This window comes from Arthrobacter sp. TJ-236 (genome assembly GCF_058269235.1).
In genome coordinates this window covers 544,092-564,928 of the sequence record NZ_JBZCNI010000001.1, presented here as the reverse complement: position 1 = coordinate 564,928, position 20,837 = coordinate 544,092, and the positions used below count along the sequence as shown (strand labels likewise).

21 protein-coding genes and 2 tRNA genes are annotated in these 20,837 nt (G+C 65.1%); 10 read left to right on the top strand and 13 right to left on the bottom strand.

Translation table 11 applies throughout. The features are described 5' to 3' along the window. The 7 genes from AC4D16_RS02490 to AC4D16_RS02460 form a co-directional block, all read right to left on the bottom strand. Positions 1–1,317, bottom strand: a complete 1,317-nt coding sequence (locus AC4D16_RS02490; protein ID WP_490953825.1) for a phage terminase large subunit family protein — start codon at positions 1,315–1,317, stop codon at positions 1–3. Positions 1,318–1,343: 26 nt separating this feature from the next. Continuing rightward, positions 1,344–1,748 (bottom strand): HNH endonuclease, encoded by a 405-nt coding sequence (locus tag AC4D16_RS02485; protein ID WP_490953824.1) that lies wholly within the window; start codon positions 1,746–1,748, stop codon positions 1,344–1,346. 549 nt (positions 1,749–2,297) lie between these two features. Continuing rightward, positions 2,298–2,435: a hypothetical protein gene (locus AC4D16_RS02480; RefSeq protein WP_490953823.1), complete on the bottom strand. Its 138-nt coding sequence runs from the start codon at positions 2,433–2,435 to the stop codon at positions 2,298–2,300. Positions 2,436–2,615: 180 nt separating this feature from the next. Beyond that, complete coding sequence (locus tag AC4D16_RS02475) at positions 2,616–3,959, bottom strand: AAA family ATPase (RefSeq protein WP_490953822.1); 1,344 nt, start codon at positions 3,957–3,959, stop codon at positions 2,616–2,618. 88 nt (positions 3,960–4,047) lie between these two features. Then, positions 4,048–4,281, bottom strand: a complete 234-nt coding sequence (locus tag AC4D16_RS02470; protein ID WP_490953821.1) for a hypothetical protein — start codon at positions 4,279–4,281, stop codon at positions 4,048–4,050. Then, positions 4,278–4,562, bottom strand: coding sequence for a hypothetical protein (locus tag AC4D16_RS02465; RefSeq protein WP_490953820.1), 285 nt, complete (start codon positions 4,560–4,562; stop codon positions 4,278–4,280). Before AC4D16_RS02465 ends, AC4D16_RS02470 begins: the two co-directional genes overlap by 4 nt. 135 nt (positions 4,563–4,697) lie before the next feature. Then, positions 4,698–6,212, bottom strand: coding sequence for a recombinase family protein (locus tag AC4D16_RS02460; protein WP_490953819.1), 1,515 nt, complete (start codon positions 6,210–6,212; stop codon positions 4,698–4,700). A gap of 37 nt (positions 6,213–6,249) precedes the next feature. Between AC4D16_RS02460 and AC4D16_RS02455 the strand changes: the two genes are divergently transcribed. The 3 genes from AC4D16_RS02455 (at position 6,250) to ettA (ending at position 9,170) form a co-directional block, all read left to right on the top strand. Next, on the top strand, positions 6,250–6,669 hold the full coding sequence (locus AC4D16_RS02455; protein WP_490953818.1) for a single-stranded DNA-binding protein: 420 nt from the start codon (positions 6,250–6,252) through the stop codon (positions 6,667–6,669). A 104-nt stretch (positions 6,670–6,773) separates the two neighbouring features. Continuing rightward, positions 6,774–7,364 carry a DUF6993 domain-containing protein gene (locus tag AC4D16_RS02450; protein ID WP_490953817.1) on the top strand — a complete coding sequence of 197 codons (591 nt, stop codon included), beginning with the start codon at positions 6,774–6,776 and terminating at the stop codon, positions 7,362–7,364. A 123-nt stretch (positions 7,365–7,487) separates the two neighbouring features. Next, complete coding sequence (gene ettA, locus AC4D16_RS02445; RefSeq protein ID WP_490953816.1) at positions 7,488–9,170, top strand: energy-dependent translational throttle protein EttA; 1,683 nt, start codon at positions 7,488–7,490, stop codon at positions 9,168–9,170. Positions 9,171–9,360: 190 nt separating this feature from the next. Here the strand turns inward: ettA and AC4D16_RS02440 are convergent, their stop codons facing one another. Then, the gene (locus tag AC4D16_RS02440; protein WP_490953815.1) at positions 9,361–10,287 is read right to left on the bottom strand and encodes an acyl-CoA thioesterase; all 927 of its coding nucleotides are present in this window, start codon (positions 10,285–10,287) and stop codon (positions 9,361–9,363) included. A 318-nt stretch (positions 10,288–10,605) separates the two neighbouring features. Between AC4D16_RS02440 and AC4D16_RS02435 the strand changes: the two genes are divergently transcribed. Together AC4D16_RS02435 and AC4D16_RS02430 are read left to right on the top strand one after the other, a co-directional pair. Beyond that, positions 10,606–11,076 (top strand): acyl-CoA thioesterase, encoded by a 471-nt coding sequence (locus AC4D16_RS02435; protein ID WP_490953814.1) that lies wholly within the window; start codon positions 10,606–10,608, stop codon positions 11,074–11,076. After that, positions 11,025–11,729 carry a DUF8185 domain-containing protein gene (locus AC4D16_RS02430; RefSeq protein WP_490953813.1) on the top strand — a complete coding sequence of 235 codons (705 nt, stop codon included), beginning with the start codon at positions 11,025–11,027 and terminating at the stop codon, positions 11,727–11,729. Before AC4D16_RS02435 ends, AC4D16_RS02430 begins: the two co-directional genes overlap by 52 nt. A gap of 83 nt (positions 11,730–11,812) precedes the next feature. On the opposite strand, the gene AC4D16_RS02425 is transcribed toward AC4D16_RS02430, so the two are convergent. From AC4D16_RS02425 to pepN, 4 genes are all read right to left on the bottom strand, one after another. Next, on the bottom strand, positions 11,813–12,235 hold the full coding sequence (locus AC4D16_RS02425; RefSeq protein ID WP_490949497.1) for a globin: 423 nt from the start codon (positions 12,233–12,235) through the stop codon (positions 11,813–11,815). Between the two features lie 131 nt (positions 12,236–12,366). Beyond that, complete coding sequence (locus AC4D16_RS02420) at positions 12,367–13,095, bottom strand: mechanosensitive ion channel family protein (RefSeq protein ID WP_490953812.1); 729 nt, start codon at positions 13,093–13,095, stop codon at positions 12,367–12,369. Positions 13,096–13,313: 218 nt separating this feature from the next. Beyond that, complete coding sequence (locus AC4D16_RS02415) at positions 13,314–13,796, bottom strand: OsmC family protein (protein ID WP_490954657.1); 483 nt, start codon at positions 13,794–13,796, stop codon at positions 13,314–13,316. Positions 13,797–13,802: 6 nt separating this feature from the next. Next, positions 13,803–16,355, bottom strand: coding sequence for an aminopeptidase N (gene pepN, locus AC4D16_RS02410; RefSeq protein WP_490954656.1), 2,553 nt, complete (start codon positions 16,353–16,355; stop codon positions 13,803–13,805). A gap of 183 nt (positions 16,356–16,538) precedes the next feature. On the opposite strand from pepN, the gene AC4D16_RS02405 reads away from it, so the two are divergent. Together AC4D16_RS02405 and AC4D16_RS02400 are read left to right on the top strand one after the other, a co-directional pair. After that, the gene (locus tag AC4D16_RS02405; protein ID WP_490953811.1) at positions 16,539–17,009 is read left to right on the top strand and encodes a ribose-5-phosphate isomerase; all 471 of its coding nucleotides are present in this window, start codon (positions 16,539–16,541) and stop codon (positions 17,007–17,009) included. Continuing rightward, positions 17,002–17,883: an Fpg/Nei family DNA glycosylase gene (locus AC4D16_RS02400; RefSeq protein ID WP_490953810.1), complete on the top strand. Its 882-nt coding sequence runs from the start codon at positions 17,002–17,004 to the stop codon at positions 17,881–17,883. Before AC4D16_RS02405 ends, AC4D16_RS02400 begins: the two co-directional genes overlap by 8 nt. A 79-nt stretch (positions 17,884–17,962) precedes the next feature. Here AC4D16_RS02400 and AC4D16_RS02395 read toward each other — a convergent pair. Continuing rightward, positions 17,963–18,033 (bottom strand) — tRNA-Gly (locus AC4D16_RS02395). A 112-nt stretch (positions 18,034–18,145) separates the two neighbouring features. Between AC4D16_RS02395 and AC4D16_RS02390 the strand changes: the two genes are divergently transcribed. The 3 genes from AC4D16_RS02390 (at position 18,146) to AC4D16_RS02380 (ending at position 20,807) form a co-directional block, all read left to right on the top strand. Continuing rightward, positions 18,146–18,219 (top strand) — tRNA-Pro (locus AC4D16_RS02390). A 68-nt stretch (positions 18,220–18,287) separates the two neighbouring features. Next, the gene (tig, locus tag AC4D16_RS02385; protein ID WP_490953809.1) at positions 18,288–19,829 is read left to right on the top strand and encodes a trigger factor; all 1,542 of its coding nucleotides are present in this window, start codon (positions 18,288–18,290) and stop codon (positions 19,827–19,829) included. A gap of 351 nt (positions 19,830–20,180) precedes the next feature. Continuing rightward, complete coding sequence (locus AC4D16_RS02380) at positions 20,181–20,807, top strand: ATP-dependent Clp protease proteolytic subunit (protein ID WP_490949044.1); 627 nt, start codon at positions 20,181–20,183, stop codon at positions 20,805–20,807. Positions 20,808–20,837: the final 30 nt, after the last annotated feature.

The following is a 20,837-nucleotide window of genomic DNA, read 5'->3' as shown; positions in this document are numbered from 1 at the left end:
TTAGAAAGCGCCACCCTTCGGACGGTTTCCTGTGCTCTTCTCTCGCTTTCCTGCGGCTACAAATAGAGCGGCTGATCCTGCACATAGTGCGGAAATGTCAGCGGTGGAGGACTTACGGCCAAAGAGACGGGTCTCTCCGTTCCATCTCCACACCACGGAAGCGGCAGCGGTATCGAGTGAAGCGCTATTTGAATGCCTCAGGGTTCCGTCTGCAAGGCTCTGAGAGATAAGCGCGGCACCTGCTCCTACCTCTTTGAGGTTCAAAGGGCGTAGGCGAGCGGTGTTGAATCCACGCAAGCGACCGAGAGAAGCGGCGGTGGAGACGTTGAATCCAATTGGATCGTAAACAATCTCAATTCTCGGGTTTGCCTTCTGCGCCTTAGATAGCTCTGTAGCGAGCCAGTTTGTCCCGGCCCGGTGTTCCATCGTCTGCACGTGCTTTAGGCCCTCAGCGTCCAGCCAAGAGGCTGTGAGGCTACCGCTAGAGCCGTCTATCGCACAGTCGAAGCCGAGTACCCAATCGCCCTCGGGAATCGGCTGAGGATCGGTAGCTGTAGCGGTCCAGAGAGCTTCAGGCAGGGCGCGAGTGGTGTAGTCCGGCGGCCACTGACCCATGTACTCCATGGACCACTGGGGCATCGTCAGGCCTGCACGCCTTGCCCTCATCTTCTCGATGGTGGTCAGTGTCTCGATGCCGGGGTGAGTGGCCTTCCAAACCTCTTCGTCGTCTAGGTCTGCGTGCTCCGGTGCTGCGTACTCGCTGATTGCGTGCCCTGCTAGGCCCTTACGTCCGGCTTCTAGGGCATCCCAGTACCAACCTGCACGCTGCTTGCCCGGTGTCCCGCACAGAAGGAACATGCCGTCTTCTACGGTGTCGAAGAGGGGAGCGGCTGACTGCCTAATGTCCTCTGACTTCTCCGGCTCAATCGCTTGGAATTCGTCAATGAGGATGATCGATGCGGAGTCTCCTCGGAAGTTGTCAGGATCGGGGGAGATGGAGTGCAGACGGCTTCCGTTCTCGAAGTACATGGAGAGGTCACCAGCTCCACGGAGAATCCTGGGGCCGCCCTGCTCCTGCGGGTAGAAGCGGTCTAGGCGTCGAGCTGCGGACAGGTAGCGCTCTCGGGACTTCTGCCCTGACTGCGCGGTAACGATGACTTCGAAGTCTTCGTTCAGGTCACACATGCCGAGAATCCACGCCCACAAGATCGTTGTCTTCCCAGCTCTACGCGGCCAGCAAACACTTGTGGTCTCTACTCGCTCATCAAGCATCTTTGCTAGTTCGAGCTGGTGAGGATGGAGAGTCCACCCGAGCATTTCAGCGCCTCGAAGCGCTGCGGCACTCAATTTCCGGCCTCTGAGACAAAAAAGAGAGGAGAGGAACGAAGGGTTATCAAGCAATTCAAGAAAAAACTCTTCAGCGATTTCAATTCAGCAATTTGCCAGAACTTTGTTGTGCGTTCCTTCTCGGCAGCACGGACCGTAGTCGTCTGCGTCTTGCGTGCGTTGCCTAGCTTTCCTCCGTGGCTTTGGTTACACACACGATGTGAGACCGCGAGGTTGTCGAGGGTGTGCGCTCCACCCTCAGCCTGTGCGGTGGTGTGGTCTACATCCCACGCGATGCCTAGCTCTTTGCAATCAGAGGCAGAGGGGATAGTGATGCCACACCTGTAGCAAGGTGCGGGCAGGGTAGCGGCGAGCCTAGCTCTAGCCGTTGTGACCTTGCGGCCTGACCATTCTTTGGACATAACGAGTAATCCCTTTCCACGGGGCTAAGTTGTCGTTATGTCGTTTGCTAGTTCTTCTATACCTGTCTAGCTCAGGCTTAGGGCCTCTTGCCCTTGGGCGGCTGTCTTTCCAGCCTGTCAGCCTTACGGCACTAACCCTTCGGACCCTTCACCCGATTCACGATCAGCTTCGTTACTTCGATGATTCCGTAAATAACTAAGCCGACGATGATTACCTCGGTAGGTAGCCCAGTCCATGCGGTGATATCCATGACCGTCCCCTTTCGTTCAGAGGGCGTGGACTTAAACAGCAGTAGCCCCGGCTAATCGTCCGGGGCTACTGCTCACCTATTTGTTACCTCGGGTGTTCGAGGGGACTGCATCCGTCTTTCCGGAACGTCAACCAATATCCACTATGTTAGTAGTGATATTACCTCCAATTATACCAGCGCTTTTGCTTAGGCTTGCGAGTCGGATTGTCGAGACGGTGCTTTATCCCGGTGACCATCTCGCGCACTTCATGCAACTCTTCACGCAATTGTCGGACGGCCTCTTGAAATTGCGAGTCGCTCACTGTTCCTCGCTCTTGATGGTGTTCCCGAAGATGTCAGCGTTCTTAGCTCGGAGGATGTGTACCTCTCCTGTCTTGCCGTCCGTCACAAAGAACGGTTCGCATTCGAGGTAGGTCAGGTTAGGTGTGTAGCTCATGGTGATTCCTTAGGTTGGGTACTACTTGCTGTTTCATTTACGGACAACTGCCTGACTCGGCAGGCACTGCCTCTGGGGGTCTGAAGGATTATTTACATTCACGGACTTATATAAGTCCTTGTCCGTGAATGCATGTAATCCTATTCACGGACTGTCCGTGATTGGTCCGTGTATTGTCCGCTAATCCCTGATTGAGCGAAGGAAGAACTTACCCTCGCCACGGAGCTTGTAGGACTGAGGCACTCGGCCACGTGCACCGGCCTCACGGACGGTCTCGGTTTCTTCGATCATGAAGCAATCAGTTGCGTCGAGGATTGCGTCAGTGACCTTCGCATTGGACATACGGAGTGCACGGGTAATGTCCGGCTTCGTGAAGACTGCATCGGGGCTATTGGCCCACATCTTCATGAGCTTCTTGTAGGGCTCGTTTTGCTTGGCATCTACTCGGCCCGATGCTTCACCCTTACTGCTGAGCCTCATGGTCTCTTCGTTGTAGTCGAGTCCGAACTCTTCGACGCTCACGTCTCGGCCCTCTGCGGACAGGTAGCGGGTACCGGCCTCATCCTTTGTGTAGCTCCACAGCGCGTCAGGCCAACCGGCCCAACGTGAGCTACCGGCGCTTCTCTCGTTGGAGCTACGCCCGTACTCATCGGCCTTGGACAGGTGCCCGGTGTGAGTCACGAGTAGAAGCTCTGAGACGCCGCTCTCGGCCTTTACGCGGTCCGCTGCGGCTATCCAGTCGGAAGCTACGTTGTCGTCGTTCACAGAGCCTCTGAGAGCCGCCTGAAGGGGGTCTACGATCCATACCTCAGCCTCATAGGACTTCAGTAGTTCGATAGCCCAATCCCGCGCTTCTTCGTCCTGTAGGTAGAGACCCTTACCCCTGAGGTTTACCGGGATGATCATCTGTGTATTACGGATGCCACCCTTGCGAAGCCATGCGGTGAATTGCGCGTCTGACAATTCGTGGTTGAAGACAACAATCGGCTTCGTGACTTGCTTGACGTTGAAGTAGTCGAGGAAGCGCGTTCCGTCTACCAGTGCCTTCAGGAGGTTGGTAACGAATGTGGTCTTTCCCACCTTGTAGCGTGCCGCCATCGTGACATTGTGCCCGATCTGCATCAGGCCATCTATGCGCCATTCGAGGGGCTTATCGTCCTCTAGGAGGAGTTCACTGAGAGGCTGAATGTTCAGCGTCTTATACCCGCTTTGGGTCTTCTCGGCATCGTGCAGGGCTTGTGCCTGTTCACGTGCTGCAATGCGTTCCTTCTCGATGAAGACCAGCTCTTCAAGTGAGAACTTGTCTGCACCGGCCATCTTCTTTGTGAGTACTTCGTGAAGGTGCTGAACCTTCAGTGCTACCACTGCGGAATCTTGGAACCCGGCTTTACGTGCTTCTAGTTCGCGTGTAGCAGTGGCTAGCTCCTTACGTACTTCAGTGAGTTCCTTGAACTCTTCCGAAGACATGGTTGCTAGTTCGCGCCATGGGTTATCCTCTGCTAGGTCTGCTGGTGTTTCGGTCATAGTGGATGTCTCTCTCTTGATTGATGTTTGCCATTTGGCTCCTTCGGTTGTCTTTTGTCTTTGGCCTTGCGTACTGCGGTACTGCTAGTTACTGCTCTTCGATCACTTCCATAACCGTCTTACCTTCGTTGGCGTCAGCGAACTTCGAGCATCGGCTCTCCATCTCGTTTTGGCCGTGGTCCTCTAGGTCGCCGTTTACCTCGCTGATCCGCATGCAGTCGAAGTAGCTTGTCTGCCAAGCGTTCGACTTACCGTCCTCGGGATTACCTGCACATCCCGTGAGGAGTACGGCAGCGAGGGCCAAAGCCGCTACGCGCTTCACGCTGCACCTTCATACACGATGTAAGAGTGTGTGCCGTCTGCGTAGACGTAGTAGGTGTGAGTCAGACCGTCGAATTCGAAGCGTCGAGTTTCTATTACTTCGCTTACTTCTCTGCCCTTAATGCCTACAATCTCGGCGCTCTCGTGCTCCTTGTAGAAGGCTTCCTTAGCCTGAAGCTTCCTGATCCAAGCCTCGGTAATGACTAGCTTCTGCTGAGCCTTTGTTATGGCGTAGCGAGTCTTACCTAGTTCGCTTCTCTTGTACTTACCTGCTGTTGTCATGGTATTCCTTCCGGTTGCATTTCTGGGGGTTTGTCGTACAAGTTCCATTCTACCAGCCTATTCTGGGAATGCCCTAGGACACACAATTCAAAAGAATGTCAACCTAGCTTAATTGGAGCGCGGCATATTGGGAATCTAACCCTCAGCCACTTGCTTCAGCGCCCACAACTCTTCAGCAGTCGGCATGCGTCCCTCGGTCTTCATCTTCTGTAAAAGATCGGCAGCGGCCATCATCGAATCAATTACTGTCTGAGTCTGAGCGGTAGGGGTCATCACGATCTGCTCGGGGCTCCACCGTGCGCCCTTCCTAGAGGGGTTGATCACGATGCTCTTCCAGACGGTCGAGAGAATGCGCCGACGCTGCTCTAGCGGGAAGCTATCGAAGTGGCTGATGAGGGTAAGCGCTTCGAGGTCCACGTCCAGTACCTGAGTCTTCGTGAGGTCCAGCATCTGAGCATCAATCTCAGCTAGGCGTACCTCGTGCTTCTCACGTGGCTTCTTGTACTCGGACGGCCTCAAGCCCTCTTCTACGGCTTCCTCTAGCCAAGAGGTCCAGTCAGCTACTTCCTCAGCCCGTGCGTTCCTGAGCGCCTTCAGCTTCTCCGTGGCATCCTCTGTGCGGTACTCATCCTCGGCACCGGGCACCATGAGGATTGAGAGGGTCATATCGATCACGTGCTGATCGGTCCTCACCATGGTCTTAGATAGGTGAGAAGGAGTCACTGAGCACCGGTAGACCCATGACTCAGCCCTACCCTCTGCCTCGCGGCGTACGCGTGCACCGTAGAGCCGAGCGCCACAGGTGCCACAGGTAGCGACTCCTGAGAGGAGGTAGTCCTTTTCGGTGTTCTTGGTCTGCGTAGCCGGACGGTTGATCAGGATGGAGCCGACAGCTCTCCACGTCTCCTCATCAAGTACGGCTTCCCAGTTGCCCGGTACCAGCTCTCCATCGTGCTCCATCTTGCCGATGAGTCGAGGGTGAAGCATGGTGCGCTTCAGGGGGTTCCTGTCCCACTCGCCGCCGAACGTCGTAGGGATGCCGTTGTCATTGAGGTAGGCCACGCATGCCGAAAGAGTCGCGCCGTTCAGTACCTTCTCAGCCACCGTCCTCAGTGCCTCAGCTTCCTTGATGTTGAGGCTTCCATCAAGCTCCAAACCGAACGGCCTACGTCCGCGCCAATGGTTCTTGCCGGTCTCTCGGTCCTGTGCGAATTTGGCACGCTGACGGGCAGCACGCTTGCGCAGTTCGTCCGCAGCTACAGCCACCTTGATACGGGCGTAGAGAATGCCGTTATCAGTGGATAGGTCAGCATCACCGCCTACCGTGGCGAGCATCAGGCCTTGCTTGTCCACAAGGCTCAGAAGCTCCTCAAACTCAGCCGGTACCCTCCAAAGTCGGTCAAGGTCGGCTGCACTGATGGCCTGTATCTCACCAGCCTTGAAGTCCTCCACCATGCGGTCGTACTCCGGTCTGCGTTTCTTGCCGGATGCCGTCGTGTCGTTGTCGGTGTAGACCTTGCCGGGAGTCCACCCCTTCCGTTCGAGCATCTTCCTGATGTCGGATTCTTGCCTCTCTACGGCAAGCCGGGGCTCAGACGTACCCTTGCCCTTGTCGGCTGAGATACGTAGGTAGATCGCTGAAGTCGTCATACGCTGATTATGTACCGTCTACTGGTACTCGGTGTCGATGTTCCGGCAGCTCGCCACGAACGCGGGAGCGAGCATCAAGAAGGGCGACCGCGTCATCATCACCGGGCGCCTGAAGGTGCGTCCCTGGATCAACGCGGACGGGCGAACCGGCACCGCCGTCGAGATCGACGCCGAGTCCGCCGGTCACGACCTCATGTGGGGCACGGCCAACTTCCGCAGGACGACGCCGGACCGCGCCGAGACGCAGAGTGCCGCGACCCACGACGACCTCGACGCCACCGAGGTGCACGAGGAACTGCCCGAGGGCGTGGGTGGCGTCGATGCCGCGACGGGCGAGCTGTTCGAGACGCCGCCGTCCGTCGTGGATGACGCCGAGGGGATCACCTCCGAGGACGAGGCCCACACCGGTAGCGCCCGGCGCAGCAAGAAGCAGGAGCCGGAGCCCGTACCGTTCTAAGCCCGCGCCGTGTGTTCCGGCGAGGAGCTGTCGCGCCGGACCCCGGCGGCGCTCGCGGGAGGGTGTACGCCGATTGCCGAGTGCGGGCGTGGCAGGATGATGCCGTGATCACTGCCAGCGGGAGCTGGTCTGCCCCGCGCGCAGGCCGTCGTCCCTTCACCCTGCTTCCCGTCGCAGCTGCTCTTCTCCTCCTCTGCTCCTGCACCACCGGATCCGGGACCACGTCCGAACCCGGCACGACGGTTGCCTCGAGCGGCGGAACGGGCACCCCGGCCACCGCCGGGGGCGACGACGGTCCGACGGCGACCGGGGCCGCGACGCCCGCGGCAGGACAACCGGGGGAGGGGACGCCGCCCGCGACGACGCCGGCAGGAGGCCCCGCGGCACCGGACTCGTCGTCGATCCGGGCCTCCGTCGACGCCGCGTTGCGCTCGTTGGCCGTCGGCCAGGATTCGGTCACGAGGGATCAGGTGCGTTCGGCGATCGAGCAGGGGTTCACCGATGTGGGCGTGGTGCCGGAAGCCGTCGAGGTGTCGATCGACAGCACCCCCACGGGTCTCGACGTGGATGCGATCCAGGGTGCCGGCCGGTCTGCCGGCGAGTGCATCATCGGGGAGATCCGTGAGGGGGTGGTGTCGGTGACGGTGCTTCCCGTCCTCGGCTCCGGGATGTGCTTCGTTGGTGACCAGCGGTAATCAGCGGTGACCAGCGGTAATCAGCGGTGACCAGCGGTGATCACCGGTGCCGGCGCTCCTTCCCGGTCCCGGCCGTGGTCCCGCGAATGGGAGAACCGGGTTGTCACGCACTAGCCTTGCAGCATGGCGGAATTCATCTACACAATGTCCAAGGCCCGCAAGGCCGTCGGCGACAAAGTCATCCTCGATGACGTCAGCATGTCCTTCTTTCCCGGGGCGAAGATCGGCGTCGTCGGACCCAACGGATCCGGTAAATCCACCATCCTGAAGATCATGGCGGGGATGGACACGCCCTCCAACGGCGAGGCCCGGCTCAGCGCCGGTTACACCGTCGGGATCCTCCTCCAGGAGCCTCCCCTCAACGAGGAGAAGACGGTCCTCGGCAACGTCCAGGAGGGCGTCGGCGAGATCTACGGCAAGATCCAGCGATTCAACGAGATCTCCGAGGAGATGGCGAATCCCGACGCGGACTACGACACCCTCCTCGACGAGATGGGCAAGCTTCAGGAAGCCATCGATGCCGCCGATGCCTGGGATCTCGATTCCCAGCTCGAGCAGGCGATGGACGCACTCCGGTGCCCGCCGCCGGACGCCGACGTCACCGTCCTGTCGGGTGGTGAGCGCCGCCGCGTAGCTCTCTGCAAGCTCCTGCTCCAGAAGCCGGACCTGCTGCTCCTCGACGAGCCCACCAACCACCTCGACGCCGAGAGCGTGCTGTGGCTCGAGCAGCACCTCAAGTCCTACGCCGGCGCAGTGCTCGCGGTCACCCACGACCGGTACTTCCTCGACCACGTGGCCGAGTGGATCGCGGAGGTGGACCGGGGTCACCTCTACCCCTACGAGGGCAACTACTCGACCTACCTTGAGAAGAAGCGCGCGCGCCTCGAGGTGCAGGGCAAGAAGGACCAGAAGCTCTCGAAGCGCCTCACGGAGGAGCTCGAGTGGGTACGCTCCAATGCCAAGGGTCGCCAGACGAAGTCCAAGGCACGACTGGGCCGGTACGAGGAGATGGCTGCCGAGGCAGACCGGACGCGCAAGCTCGACTTCGAGGAGATCCAGATCCCGCCCGGCCCGAGGCTCGGTAGCCAGGTCATCGAGGCGCACAACCTCAAGAAGGGCTACGACGAGAGGATCCTCATCGACGGGCTGTCGTTCTCGCTCCCGCGCAACGGCATCGTCGGTGTCATCGGCCCCAACGGCGTCGGCAAGACGACGCTGTTCAAGACGATCGTCGGCCTCGAGCCGCTGGACGGGGGAGAGCTGCGGATCGGTGATTCGGTCAAGATCTCCTATGTCGACCAGTCGCGCGGCGGTATCGATCCCAACAAGAGCCTCTGGGAGGTCGTCTCCGACGGTCTCGACCACATGAAGGTGGGACAGGTCGAGATGCCCTCCCGTGCCTACGTCTCGGCGTTCGGCTTCAAAGGGCCGGACCAGCAGAAGAAGGCCGGAGTGCTGTCCGGCGGTGAGCGGAACCGGCTGAACCTCGCCATGACGCTCAAGCAGGGCGGGAACCTGCTGCTCCTCGACGAGCCCACCAACGACCTCGACGTCGAGACGCTCTCGAGCCTCGAGAACGCCCTGCTCGAGTTCCCGGGGTGTGCCGTGGTGGTCTCGCACGACCGGTGGTTCCTGGATCGCATCGCGACGCACATCCTGTCCTACGAGGGCACGGAGGAAGACCCCGACAACTGGTACTGGTTCGAGGGGAACTTCGACGCGTACGAGCAGAATAAGGTGGAGCGTCTCGGGGCCGACGCCGCGAAGCCGCACCGCGTGACCCACCGCCGTCTCACCCGCGACTGATAGGTGGCGGAGCCCGTGCACTACGGGTAGCTCACGAAGTGCCTGCTACGAGGAAGGGACCCGGCCGAGGCCGGGTCCCTTCCTCGTGCCGCCCCGATCCTTCTCGGCCGAGTCCGCCTCCGGCGTGCGCAGATCGGGCGCACACGGAGCTCATCGAGCTCGGTCCGACCAGAACCCCGGGATCGTCGTCCTACCGTGATGAGCCGGGTAACGGGATCCTGATCATGCCCTCCTGCGCCACGCTGGCCACCAGCTCTCCGTCCCGCGTGTAGATGCGCCCGGACGCGAGCCCGCGCGCCCCGGACGCACTGGCCGACCTCTGGACGTAGAGCAGCCACTCGTCCACCCTGACCGGGCGATGCCACCACATCGCATGGTCGAGGCTCGCGACGCTCATGCCCTTGTGGGTCCAGCTCAGCCCGTGGGGGCGGAGGATCGACTCGAGCAACGTGTAGTCGCTCGCATAGGCGAGAGCGGCCCGGTGCAGGTTCGGATCGTCGGGGAGCTGCCCATGACAGCGCATCCACACGGCATTGCGCGGTTCCCGCTCGCCGTCGTTGGAGAGGTAGAGCGGAGCGTCGACGTGCCGGATGTCGAAGGGGCGCTCATAGGCCCAGGCCCGGGCGACAGGGTGATCCACGCTGCCGAGCAGATCAGCCGTGCTGGGCAGACTCTCGGGGTCGGGCATGCCGGCCGGCATGGGGTCCTGGTGCGAGATACCGTCGTCGGGCTCCTGGAAGGACGCGATCATCGACAGGATGGGAACACCGTTCTGGTAGGCGTGTGTCCGGCGGGCCGAGAAGGATCGGCCGTCGCGCAGGCGCTGGACACCGAAGGTGATGGGGGCATCGGCGTCGCCGGCGCGGAGGAAATAGGCATGCATCGAGTGGACGTCGCGCCCGTGCTCGACGGTTCGCATCCCGGCGACGAGGGACTGTGCCAGGACCTGCCCGCCGAAGACCCTGCGGCTGGGCTGTCGCGCCGATGACCCGACGAAGATCTCCTCGTCGGTCTGCGCGCCCTCGGCGCTGCTGAGGTCGAGCAGCGCGAGGAGCGCGGCTGTCGGCTCGAGCGGGTGCTCCGCGGGTCGTCCGGGTGCCGACGCGTCGTCTGCCATGGCGGTGGTGTCTCCTCGGGGAGCGTGGTGGCGGGGTCCCGACTCGCCGAGCGGCCGGTCCCTCCTGACAGTAGACGGACTGCCCCGGCAGCCTCAACACGGCTGCAGGTCCGCGCGAGCGCGGCAGTACACCACCGACCGACCGAGTTCCGTGCCCTGCCCGGAAGGCTGACACACGACCGGACGTCGCGACAGGGAGCGGAACGTCCGCGCTCGCGTCGGTCGGCGTACTGCGCCGAGGACCGCCGTCGCCCGGGGGCGTGGGAACGGGTCGGCGCCGAATGGCTCCGGCGGACCATCGTCTGACAGGATGGTCGGATGCCTGAGCTGTACACCATGCCTCTCCATCTGCGGTTCGGCGACGAGGATTCCTACGGGCACGTCAACAACGTCCGGTACTTCCAGTTCCTCGAGGACGCCAGGGTCAGGATGATGAGCGAACCGCAGGCCGGAGGGTCGCTCCTGGACCTGATCGATCCCGACCACTACACGCTCGTGGGTCGGCAGGAGATCGAGTACCTCTCACCCCTGACCTTCAGCGTGCGCCCGGCAGCAGTGGACCTCTGGACCACGGCTCTGGGCGGCTCGAGCTTCGACCTCGGGTACGCGGTGCGCGATCGCGTGGAGCAGGAGGGCAGCGTGACGAGCGCGATCGCCGCCACCACGATGGTGCTGGTCAGCAGGAGCACCGGCCGGCCCGTGCGGCTGTCCGCGGAGCAGCGCGACGCGCTCGCCCGATGGAGCGGACCGTCCGTACCCTTCCGGCGCGCGCGCACGGCACGCCCGTGACGTCCTCCGTCCTGCGCTTCGCGGACCCGCAGACCGCTGCCGATCTCCGTACCCTCACGGCCCGCGCGCGTGCCAACGACGACGGCGGCATGCGACTGGTCGCCTCCGGTCGCGTCCTCGCGGCGTATGTGAGCACCCTCCGCCCGACGGTCCTGGGGGAAGCGGTACCCACGGTGCTGGGTCTGCGCACCATGGCACTCGCGCAGGACGCCTACGCGGATGTGACCGTGTCCCTCGGCTCGATCCTCGATCGCCTGGCGCGGATGACCGGCGACGACGTCGACTTCCAGCTCCCCACGACCACCGTGAACGAGCCGTGGGCGGGTGTGCTCCCACCGCGTTCGGGCTGGGTGCTGCTCGGCTCCGTACCGTGCGACCAGCTGGACGACGCCGCTCGTGAGGGAATCGGAGCCGTGGCGCGCAGTCTTCCGGTGCGCCCCGGTGCGCCCGTGGTCAGCAGCGCACGGACGGCCGTCTGGGGCAGACCCCTGCCGGACGTGCCCGGCGCCGTCCCTGCCGGAGCGGCCTTCGGTGCCTTCAGCCTCGGGTTCCTCGAAGCGGGCGGGCCGGCGACCGTCCACGCGGCCAATCGCTGGTACCGCGTGAGTACGTCGCGCGGCCACGTGCTCGTCCGCGCCGCCGCGGTCCTGTAGAAGGGTGGAGCGCCCCGTCGGGGCGGTCGTTCAGTCGCGCGCGCCGTCCTCCAGGGGTGTGGACAGCCCGGCTACGGGACGAGTCAATCGGCCGCGTTCACCATCGAGTGGGCTGCCCGTTCGAGGTAGTCCCAGAGCGTGGCTTCATACAGGGGTGCGAGGTCCAGGGTGTCGACGGCGGCGCGCATGTGCTGCAGCCAGCGGTCGCGGGCCCCGGGCCCCACGCGGAACGGCATGTGCCGCATGCGCAGCCGCGGGTGTCCGCGCTGCTCGCCGTAGGTCTTCGGACCGCCCCAGTACTGCTCGAGGAACAGCAGCAGGCGTTCCTTGGCGGGCCCGAGATCCCGCTCCGGGTACATGGGGCGGAGCACCTCGTCCTCGGCGACGCCCTCGTAGAAGGCGTCGACCAGTCGCACGAACGTAGGGTGCCCGCCGATGGACTCGTAGAAGTTGTCGGTGTACTGCGGCTGGCTGAACTGCTGGCCTGCGGCCACGAGACGCTCCACCGGAAGCGCTTCGCGCCCACCGACGGGGTCCGTGGGGGTGCCGAGAGGTAGTCGTATCGGTGGGTCGGGCGGAGAGTCGGAGCCCTGCGTGGTGCTCCGCGGAGGGACGGAGGAGTCCTCGGGTGGGTGCGTCATGACTGCTTCTTCGGGGTCGAGGTGGCGGTGGCACCGGCAGCACCGGCAGCACCGGCAGCACCGGCTGCACCGGCTGCATCGACGGCGCCGGCGAGGGTCGACGATGCGGTCTGCACGAGCACCACCGGCGTCGGCTCCGGTTGTGGCGCGGAGTACTCGCCCTGCGAGCGGTTGCCCACCTTCGTGATGTCACCGTTCCGGACGTACCAGATGGTGCCGTGCTCGTCGACCATGCGCGTGATCCGGAGCCCCAGCGACTGGACCACCCCGACGGTGTCCCCGACCTCGATCGTGTCACCGATGCCGTACTGGTCCTCGATGGTGATGAAGAAGCCGAGGAACGCATCGCGGATCACCTCGCGGGCGCCGAAACCGATGGCGATGCCGACGATCCCGACGCTGGCGAGGATCGGACCGATGTTGAAGCCGAGTGCACTGATCGCCATGAGGACGGCGACGATCGCGATCGTCCCGCCCGCCACGCTTGTCAGCAGCCCGCCGATCGTCTCGGCGCGCTGCACGCGCCGGGCGCTGTCGAAGGGTCGCAGGACGGGCTGGGCCCACTTGAAGTGCGGCTTCTTGAACACGGTGTAGCCGTCCTGGACGCGCTTCACCGAGCGCGTGATCAGGAAGCGGACCAGGAGCCACAGGAGCAGCGCTCCGATCAGGATGACCAGGGCGCCGATCACCTGACCGCCGTAGCCGAGCGAGGGGAGGAACGTCACGGATATCACTTTCGTCCTGGTGCAGGGGCGGGCTCCACGGTGGGCGCGGAGCTCGCCTAACAGGTTACAGGCGACACCTCGACGACCCGCACGGGCGGCCGTCCAGGCCCTCGATCGCTCGGGAGTACACGCCGGTCACGCCCCCGGCGCTCCGGTCGCCCGTTCGGTGTCACGCGTCTAGCATCACGCCCCGGCGCCGCGTGCCGGTCGCGCGCCCGTCACACCGCCGCGGGTCCGGACGACGACGGCTCGTGCGTCACCGGGAAGGCGAGCGAACGGGCGATGAAGCACAGCGCGTTCGCCTGCCGGTGCAGGGAGTCCGCCAGCTCCGTCTGCGATGGGTCCTCGATCTCGACCTCCGGCCGCAGCAGGATGCCCGTGAACTCCCCACTGCCGTCGCGGTTGAGCCGCAGCGTGCCCTCGGCGGTGTCGCGGTACGCCGTCACCACGACACCCGCCTTCACGGCCACGTGCAGGTAGGACAGCATGTGGCACTGCGCGACGGCGACCAGCAGCAGCTGCTCGGGGTTCCACCGGTCCTTCGAGCCGTGGAACGTGGGATCGGCGGTGCCGAGGAGCATCCCCGGCCCCTCGACGTCCACGCGGTGATCGCGGCTGTAGGACTTGTACGCCGCCGTCCCCGCGCCGAGATTGCCCGTCCACACGACCGTTGCCGAGTAGCTGTGCTGCTGCAGGTTCACCATCGGCTAGCGGTCCACCGCCTGCGCGGCCAGCGCCCGCACCACGCCGTCGCGGCTCTCGAGGAGCAGACGCCGGAGGGACGGCGAGGTGTCGCCGAGGTCGGCCACAAAGGCGTCGGTCCTGTCGAGGGTGTCCTGCGTGGTCAGGAGGGAGGGGTAGAGCCCCACGACGATCTGCTGCGCGATCTCGTGCGTCCGGCTCTCCCACACGCCGCGGATGGACGCGAAGTACCGGTCGACGAAGGGCTCCAGGAGGGAGCGGTCGTGCACCCTCGTGAAGCCTCCGATCATGGCTCGCTGCGTCGCGTTGGGCAGGTCGTCGGAGTCCACCAGCGCGGACCACGCGTCGGCCTTCGCCGTCGCCGTCGGGAGCGCCGCACGTGCGGCCGCAGCGGCGAGTTCCCCCGTCGCCGTCGCGTCGCGACCGAGTTCGGCCACGATCTCCGACTCGCCGGCGCGCCCTCCGGCCACGAGGCTCGTGAGCATCTCCCAGCGGAGATCCTGGTCCACCGCCAGCCCGTCGGGCACCCGCTCGCCGTCCAGCAGGCCCGCGACGGCGTCGAGCTGCGGCGCGGTGCGGGCGTGGGAGGCGAACGCGCGCACGAACTGGAGCTGCGCGTCCGAGCCGGGATTGGCGGCCAGCGCGAGGTCCAGCAGGCTGTCCGCCGCGGCGTCGGTCATCGCCTCCCGGTCCTCCGGCCTGACGTAGAAGGCGAGCGTGGAGGCGAGCTGCCGGAGCAGCACGAGGACCACCGAGGAGTCCGACTCGGAACCGATGTTCTGCAGCACCAGTTCCACGTAGTCGCGGGCGGGGGTCTCGCCGTCGCGCGCTGCATCCCACGCCGAGGCGAGCACGAGCGTGCGGGGGAGCGAGTCCCGGAAGTCCTTCACGTGCCGCACGGACGTCCTGAGCGACGCCGGGTCGAGGCGGATCTTCGCGTAGGCGAGGTCGTCGTCGTTGAGCAGCACGAGTGCGGGCTGCGCCAGGCCCACCAGGCCCGGGACGTCCGTCCGCTCGCCGTCGACGTCCAGTTCGAGGCGGTGCACGCGGACGAGCTTGCCGTCGTCGTCCTGGTCGTAGAACCCCACCGCGAGCCGGTGCGGCCGGATGGTCGGGTACTCCCCGATGGCTGACTGGAGGATCGCGAAGGAGGTGATGGTGCCGTCGTCGTCGGTCGTGAACTCGGGACGGAGCGTGTTGACGCCCGCGGTCTCGAGCCAGAGGGCGGACCATTCCTTGAGGTCGCGTCCGCTGGAGGCCTCCAGCTCGGAGAGGAGATCCACGAGCTCGGTGTTCTTCCAGGCGTGCTTCGCGAAGTACTGCCGCACCCCCTGCATGAACTCCTCCTGGCCCACCCAGGCCACCAGCTGCTTGAGCACGGAGGCGCCCTTCGCATAGGTGATGCCGTCGAAGTTGACCTGGACGTCCTCGAGGTCGTCGATCTGCGCCACGATCGGGTGGGTGGAGGGCAGCTGGTCCTGCCGGTACGCCCAGCCCTTCTCGAGGATGGCGAAGGTGGTCCAGGCCTGCTCGAACTCGGTGGCCTCGGCGGCCGCGAGGGTGGACATGAACTCGGCGAAGGACTCGTTGAGCCAGAGATCGTTCCACCAGCGCATGGTCACGAGGTCGCCGAACCACATGTGCGCCAGCTCATGGAGGATGGTGATGGCACGGCGCTCGATCGTCGCGTCGGGAACGCGCGAACGGAACACGTAGGTCTCGAGGAAGGTGACCGCGCCGGCGTTCTCCATGGCACCGGCGTTGAACTCGGGGACGAACAGCTGGTCGTACTTCTCGAACGGGTACGGGGCGCCGAACTGCTCCTCGTAGAACGCGAAACCCTGCCGCGTCAACGCGAAGATGTTCTCCGCGTCCATGTACTGCATCAGCGACTTCCGGGCGAACACCCCCAGCGGGATGGTGCGCCCGTCGGAGCTCGTGAGCTCGCTGCGGATCGACTGGTAGGGGCCGGCGATGAGCGCGGTCACGTAGGAGGACATCACGGGGGTCGGCTCGAAGTACCAGGTCGAGGCCGCTCCGCCGTCGGGGTCCGAGGACGCCTGGACGGGCTCCGGTGTGGCGCTGTTGGAGATGACGTTCCAGTGGGACGGCGCGGTCACGCTGAAGCGGAAGGTCGCCTTGAGGTCCGGCTGCTCGAAGACCGCGAACACGCGGCGGGAGTCCGGCACCTCGAACTGGGTGTAGAGGTACACCTCGCCGTCCACGGGGTCGGTGAAGCGGTGCAGGCCCTCGCCGGTGTTCATGTAGGGCATGTCGGCCTCGACCACGAGGGTGTTGCTCGCCGCGAGCGTGGGCAGCTGGATCCGGACGCCGTCGGCGACCTCCGCGGGATCGAGCCCCACGCCGTTCAACTCCACGCGGTGGACGGTGTCGGTGACGGCGTCGATGAAGGTGGACGTGCCCGGCTCGGCGTCGAAGGTCACCACGGTGATGGACCGGAACACGCGGTCACCGCGCGTGAGGTCGAGCGTGACGTCGTACGTATGGACGGTGAGCAGATCGGCGCGCGTGCGTGCTTCGTCGCGCGTCAGGTTCAGACCGGGCAAGGGAGGCCTCCAGGAGGGTTCGGGTACGGCGCCTGTGCTGCGGGGTCGCGGCGCTTCGTATTCTCTCACCGCCGGTCCGCGTCCGCCGCCCGTGGACGGATGCCCGTCCGACTACGCTGGAACCGTCCGCCGTGCCCGGCGGACGGGAACCTTCCGGACCAGGAGTACGAAGCCATGCGCGTCCACCTCGCCACCGACCATGCCGGCATGGAGCTGAGCGCCCACCTCCTCGCGCACCTCACGCAGGCCGGGCACGACGTCGTCGACCACGGCCCCTCGTCCTACGACCCCGAGGACGACTACCCCTCCTTCTGCATCGACGCGGCGACGGCCGTCGTCGCGGACAAGGCCGCCGGTGTCGAGGCCCTCGGGATCGTGCTCGGCGGGTCCGGTAACGGGGAGCAGATCGCCGCCAACAAGGTGCACGGCGTCCGCGCCGCGCTCGCCTGGAACCTCGACACCGCCCGGCTCGCCCGGCAGCACAACGACGCGAACGTCGTCGCGGTGGGCGGGCGTCAGCATTCCGTGGAGGAGGCGACGGCGATCATCGAGGCGTTCCTCGCCGAGCCCTTCAGCGGGGCGGAGCGCCACAGCCGCCGGATCGCGCAGATCGCCCGCTTCGAGGAGGCCGGCACCCTTGCCTGAGGGCCACTCGGTCCACCGCCTCGCCCGCCAGTTCGCCGCGGTCTTCACGGGTGAGCGCCTGGCGGTGTCGAGTCCGCAGGGCCGCTTCGCGGCAGGAGCCGATCAGCTCGACGGCGCGACGCTCGTCAGCACCCTCGCGCACGGGAAGCAGATGTTCCTCCGCTTCGACAACGACCGCGTGCTGCGGGTGCACCTCGGGTTGTACGGGAAGTGGACCTTCGGCGGCGACGCCGACTTCCGCGCGGCGTCCACCATGAGGAGTCCGCGGCGGGCGCCGGTGCCCGACGAGGTACGGCACGACGACGGGACGGTCCAGTATGTCGGACCGCCAGATCCGGTGGGCGCGGTGCGGGTGCGCTTCGTGTCCGATCATGCCTGGGCGGACCTGAGGGGTCCGACGGCGTGCGAGGTCATCACCGCGGCGGAGGAGACGACGGCGCGGGCCAAGCTCGGACCGGATCCGCTCCAGCCCCGCCCGGACGGCTCGGCGTTCGTGCGGAAGGTGACCTCCAGCATCACGCCCGTCGGCGTGCAGCTGATGAACCAGGCCGTGATCGCGGGGATCGGCAACATCTACCGCGCCGAGGTGCTGTTCCTCCAGGGGATCAATCCGTGGCGGCCCGGGAAGCAGCTCCGCGAGGACGAGGCCGAGGGCATCTGGGCGGACACTGTGCGCCTGATGAAGGACGGCGTCCGGGAGGGCAAGATCATCACGACGACGGCCGAGGCGCGCAACGGCCGGCCGAAGAGGGCTGCACCCAATTACGTGTACAAGCGCACGGGCCTGCCGTGCCGTCGGTGCGGGACGAGCGTGGTGACCGCGGTGATGGCGGCCCGCAACGTCTTCTGGTGCCCGCAGTGCCAGGCGGACTGACCTGCTCGTCGTTCTCCCGGCGTCGACCCCGTGAACGAACGAACCACCCGGCATGCGCCGGGTGGTTCGGGGGATTTCGAGGGGCTGACGAGAATCGAACTCGCATCATCTGTTTGGAAGACAGAGGCTTTACCACTAAGCTACAGCCCCGTGGTGGCGCGCTGATGGCACCACCGGAACGTCTCCAACTACATCACAGCAGCCGAGCTTTTCCCAAATGTGCGTGCCCGCAGCAAAGGTGCGTAGACTGGCGTTCGCACTTCGGGGTGTAGCTCAGCTTGGTAGAGCGCCTGCTTTGGGAGCAGGAAGTCGCAGGTTCAACTCCTGTCACCCCGACTCTGTCATGTGTCGGGGAAAGTGCCACTGCTGCAGAACCGATCCCAATCATCCAGGAGTCCTACGCTGTGAAGAGCGCTGTTGAAACCCTTACCCCCACCCGGGTGAAGCTGAACGTCGAGGTCCCCTTCGAGGAACTGAAGCCCAGCATCGACGAGGCCTACAAGACCATCGCCACCCAGGTCCAGGTGCCGGGCTTCCGCAAGGGGAAGGTGCCCCAGCAGCTCATCGACCAGCGCGTGGGACGCGGCTACGTCATCGAGACGGCGATCAACGACGGGCTCAACGGCTTCTACCAGAGCGCCGTGCAGGAGACGGGGATCCGCCCGCTCAGCCGGCCCGAGGTCGAGATCACCGAGGTCCCTGATCCCGCCGGCAAGGACGGTCGCCTGACCTTCTCCGTCGAGCTGGACATCCGGCCCGAGATCGAGCTGCCCGAGTACAGGGGCCTCGAGGTCACCGTGGAGCCCGTCGAGGCATCGGACGAGGACGTCCAGAAGGCCATGGACGAACTCCGCGGCCGCTTCGGCACCCTCACCGCCGTCGACCGCCCCGCCAAGGACGGCGACTTCCTCACGATCGACCTGAAGGCGACCGTGGACGGTGAGGAGGTCGACTCCGCACAGGACCTCTCCTACCAGATCGGCTCCGGCACCATGCTCGAGGGCATGGACGAGGCCGTCACGGGCCTCTCGGTCGACGAGGACGCCACCTTCGAGACCACGCTCGCCGGCGGTGAGCACGCCGGTGCCGCCGCGCAGGTCACGGTGGTCGTGAAGGCCGTCAAGGACCGCGAGCTCCCCGAGGTGGACGACGACTTCGCCCAGCTCGCCTCCGAGTTCGACACCGCGGAGGAGCTCCGCGCCGACCTCGCCAAGCAGGCCGGCGAGTCGAAGCTCATGGACCAGGGCGTCGAGGCCCGCGACAAGGTCCTGGACCTCCTCGTCGAGCTCGTCGCCGTGCCCGTGCCGGGCAGTGTCGTCGAGGAGCAGCTCGAGCAGCACTTCAACGGCGAGAACGCCCACACGGCCGGTGCGGACCACGACACCGAGGAGCACCGCGCGGAGGTGCGCGCCAACACGGAGCGCGCGTTCCAGAACGAGGTCATCCTCGACGCCGTCGCCGAGAAGGAGGAGGTCGGCGTCAGCCAGAGCGAGCTGATCGACTACATCGTCTCGACGGCCGGCCAGTACGGCATGGAGCCGAACCAGTTCGCGCAGATGCTTGACCAGAGCGGCCAGGTGCCGATGATCGTCGGCGAGGTCCGCCGACGCAAGGCCCTCGCGAAGGTCCTCGAGTACGCGACGGTGACCGACACGAACGGCACTGTCATCGACCTCTCCGAGTTCGTCCGCCCCGCGGGCGAGGAGGGCGAGGCCCTGGACGCCGGTACCTCCGAGCAGGAGGCCGCCGAGGACATCGAGGCGAGCGCCACGCCGGCGGAGCAGTCAGGCGAGCCGGTCGTGAGTGACGCCGACGAGGCTGAGCCCGCCGAGCCCGTCGCGGATGCCCCGGTCGAGGCCGAGGCCGTCGCGGACGCCCCGGTCGAGCAGGAGGCCGAGGCCAAGCCGAAGAAGAAGGCAGCGAAGAAGAAGGCCGGCGCCGAGTAGGTCCGTCGACCGCAGAGAGCACAGACAGCAGTACCGACAGCGGTGCCGCAGCCCGAGGGCAGCGGCACCGCTGTCCTTTTCGGTGGGGGAGGACGAAGTCCCGGCCGCCTGCGCTCGGGAGCCGCACCGAGAGCGGAGGGCAGGCTGTCGGGCAGTGTCGGCGCTCCTCCCCGGCACTCTCTGACGGCGTGCACTGCGGTGCATGACCGCCTCCCGCGGACCGTGCGCCGTCAGCGAACAGTTCCGACAGCGGAAGCAATTCGGGTGGCGACCGGGTTAGTGTCCAGAGAGAGACAAACGGACGGGACGGCCGATCGAAGGGCGTTCCGCCAGAGTGAGAGGTCAACTCCAATGGCAACCGAACCAAGCACCCCGAGCATGGCAGGCCCCGAGATGGGCGGCCGTGACGAGTACATCTACACGCGGCTCCTCAAGGAGCGCATCATCTGGCTCGGTTCCGAGGTCCGTGACGACAACGCGAACGCGATCTGCTCGCAGCTGCTCCTGCTGTCCGCGGAGGACCCGGAGCGCGACATCTACCTCTACATCAACTCGCCCGGCGGCTCCGTCACGGCAGGCATGGCGATCTACGACACCATGCAGTTCATCCCGAACGACGTCGTCACGGTCGCGACCGGCCTCGCGGCGTCCATGGGTCAGTTCCTGCTCTCCTCGGGCACCAAGGGCAAGCGCTACGCCACGCCCCACGCGCGCATCCTGATGCACCAGCCCTCGGGTGGTATCGGCGGTACCGCGACCGATATCCGCATCCAGGCCGAGCTGATCCTGCACATGAAGCGCGTCATGGCCGAGCTGACCGCTGAGCAGACCGGACAGACGGTCGAGACCATCCTGAAGGACAACGACCGCGACAAGTGGTTCACGGCGCAGGAGGCCCTCGACTACGGTTTCTTCGACCACATCTCCGCGCACTCCGGCTCCGTCTCCGGCGGCGGCGGCACCGACCAGGCGTCCTAGTCCGCGCGCAGCTTCTCTATCGACCAGTCG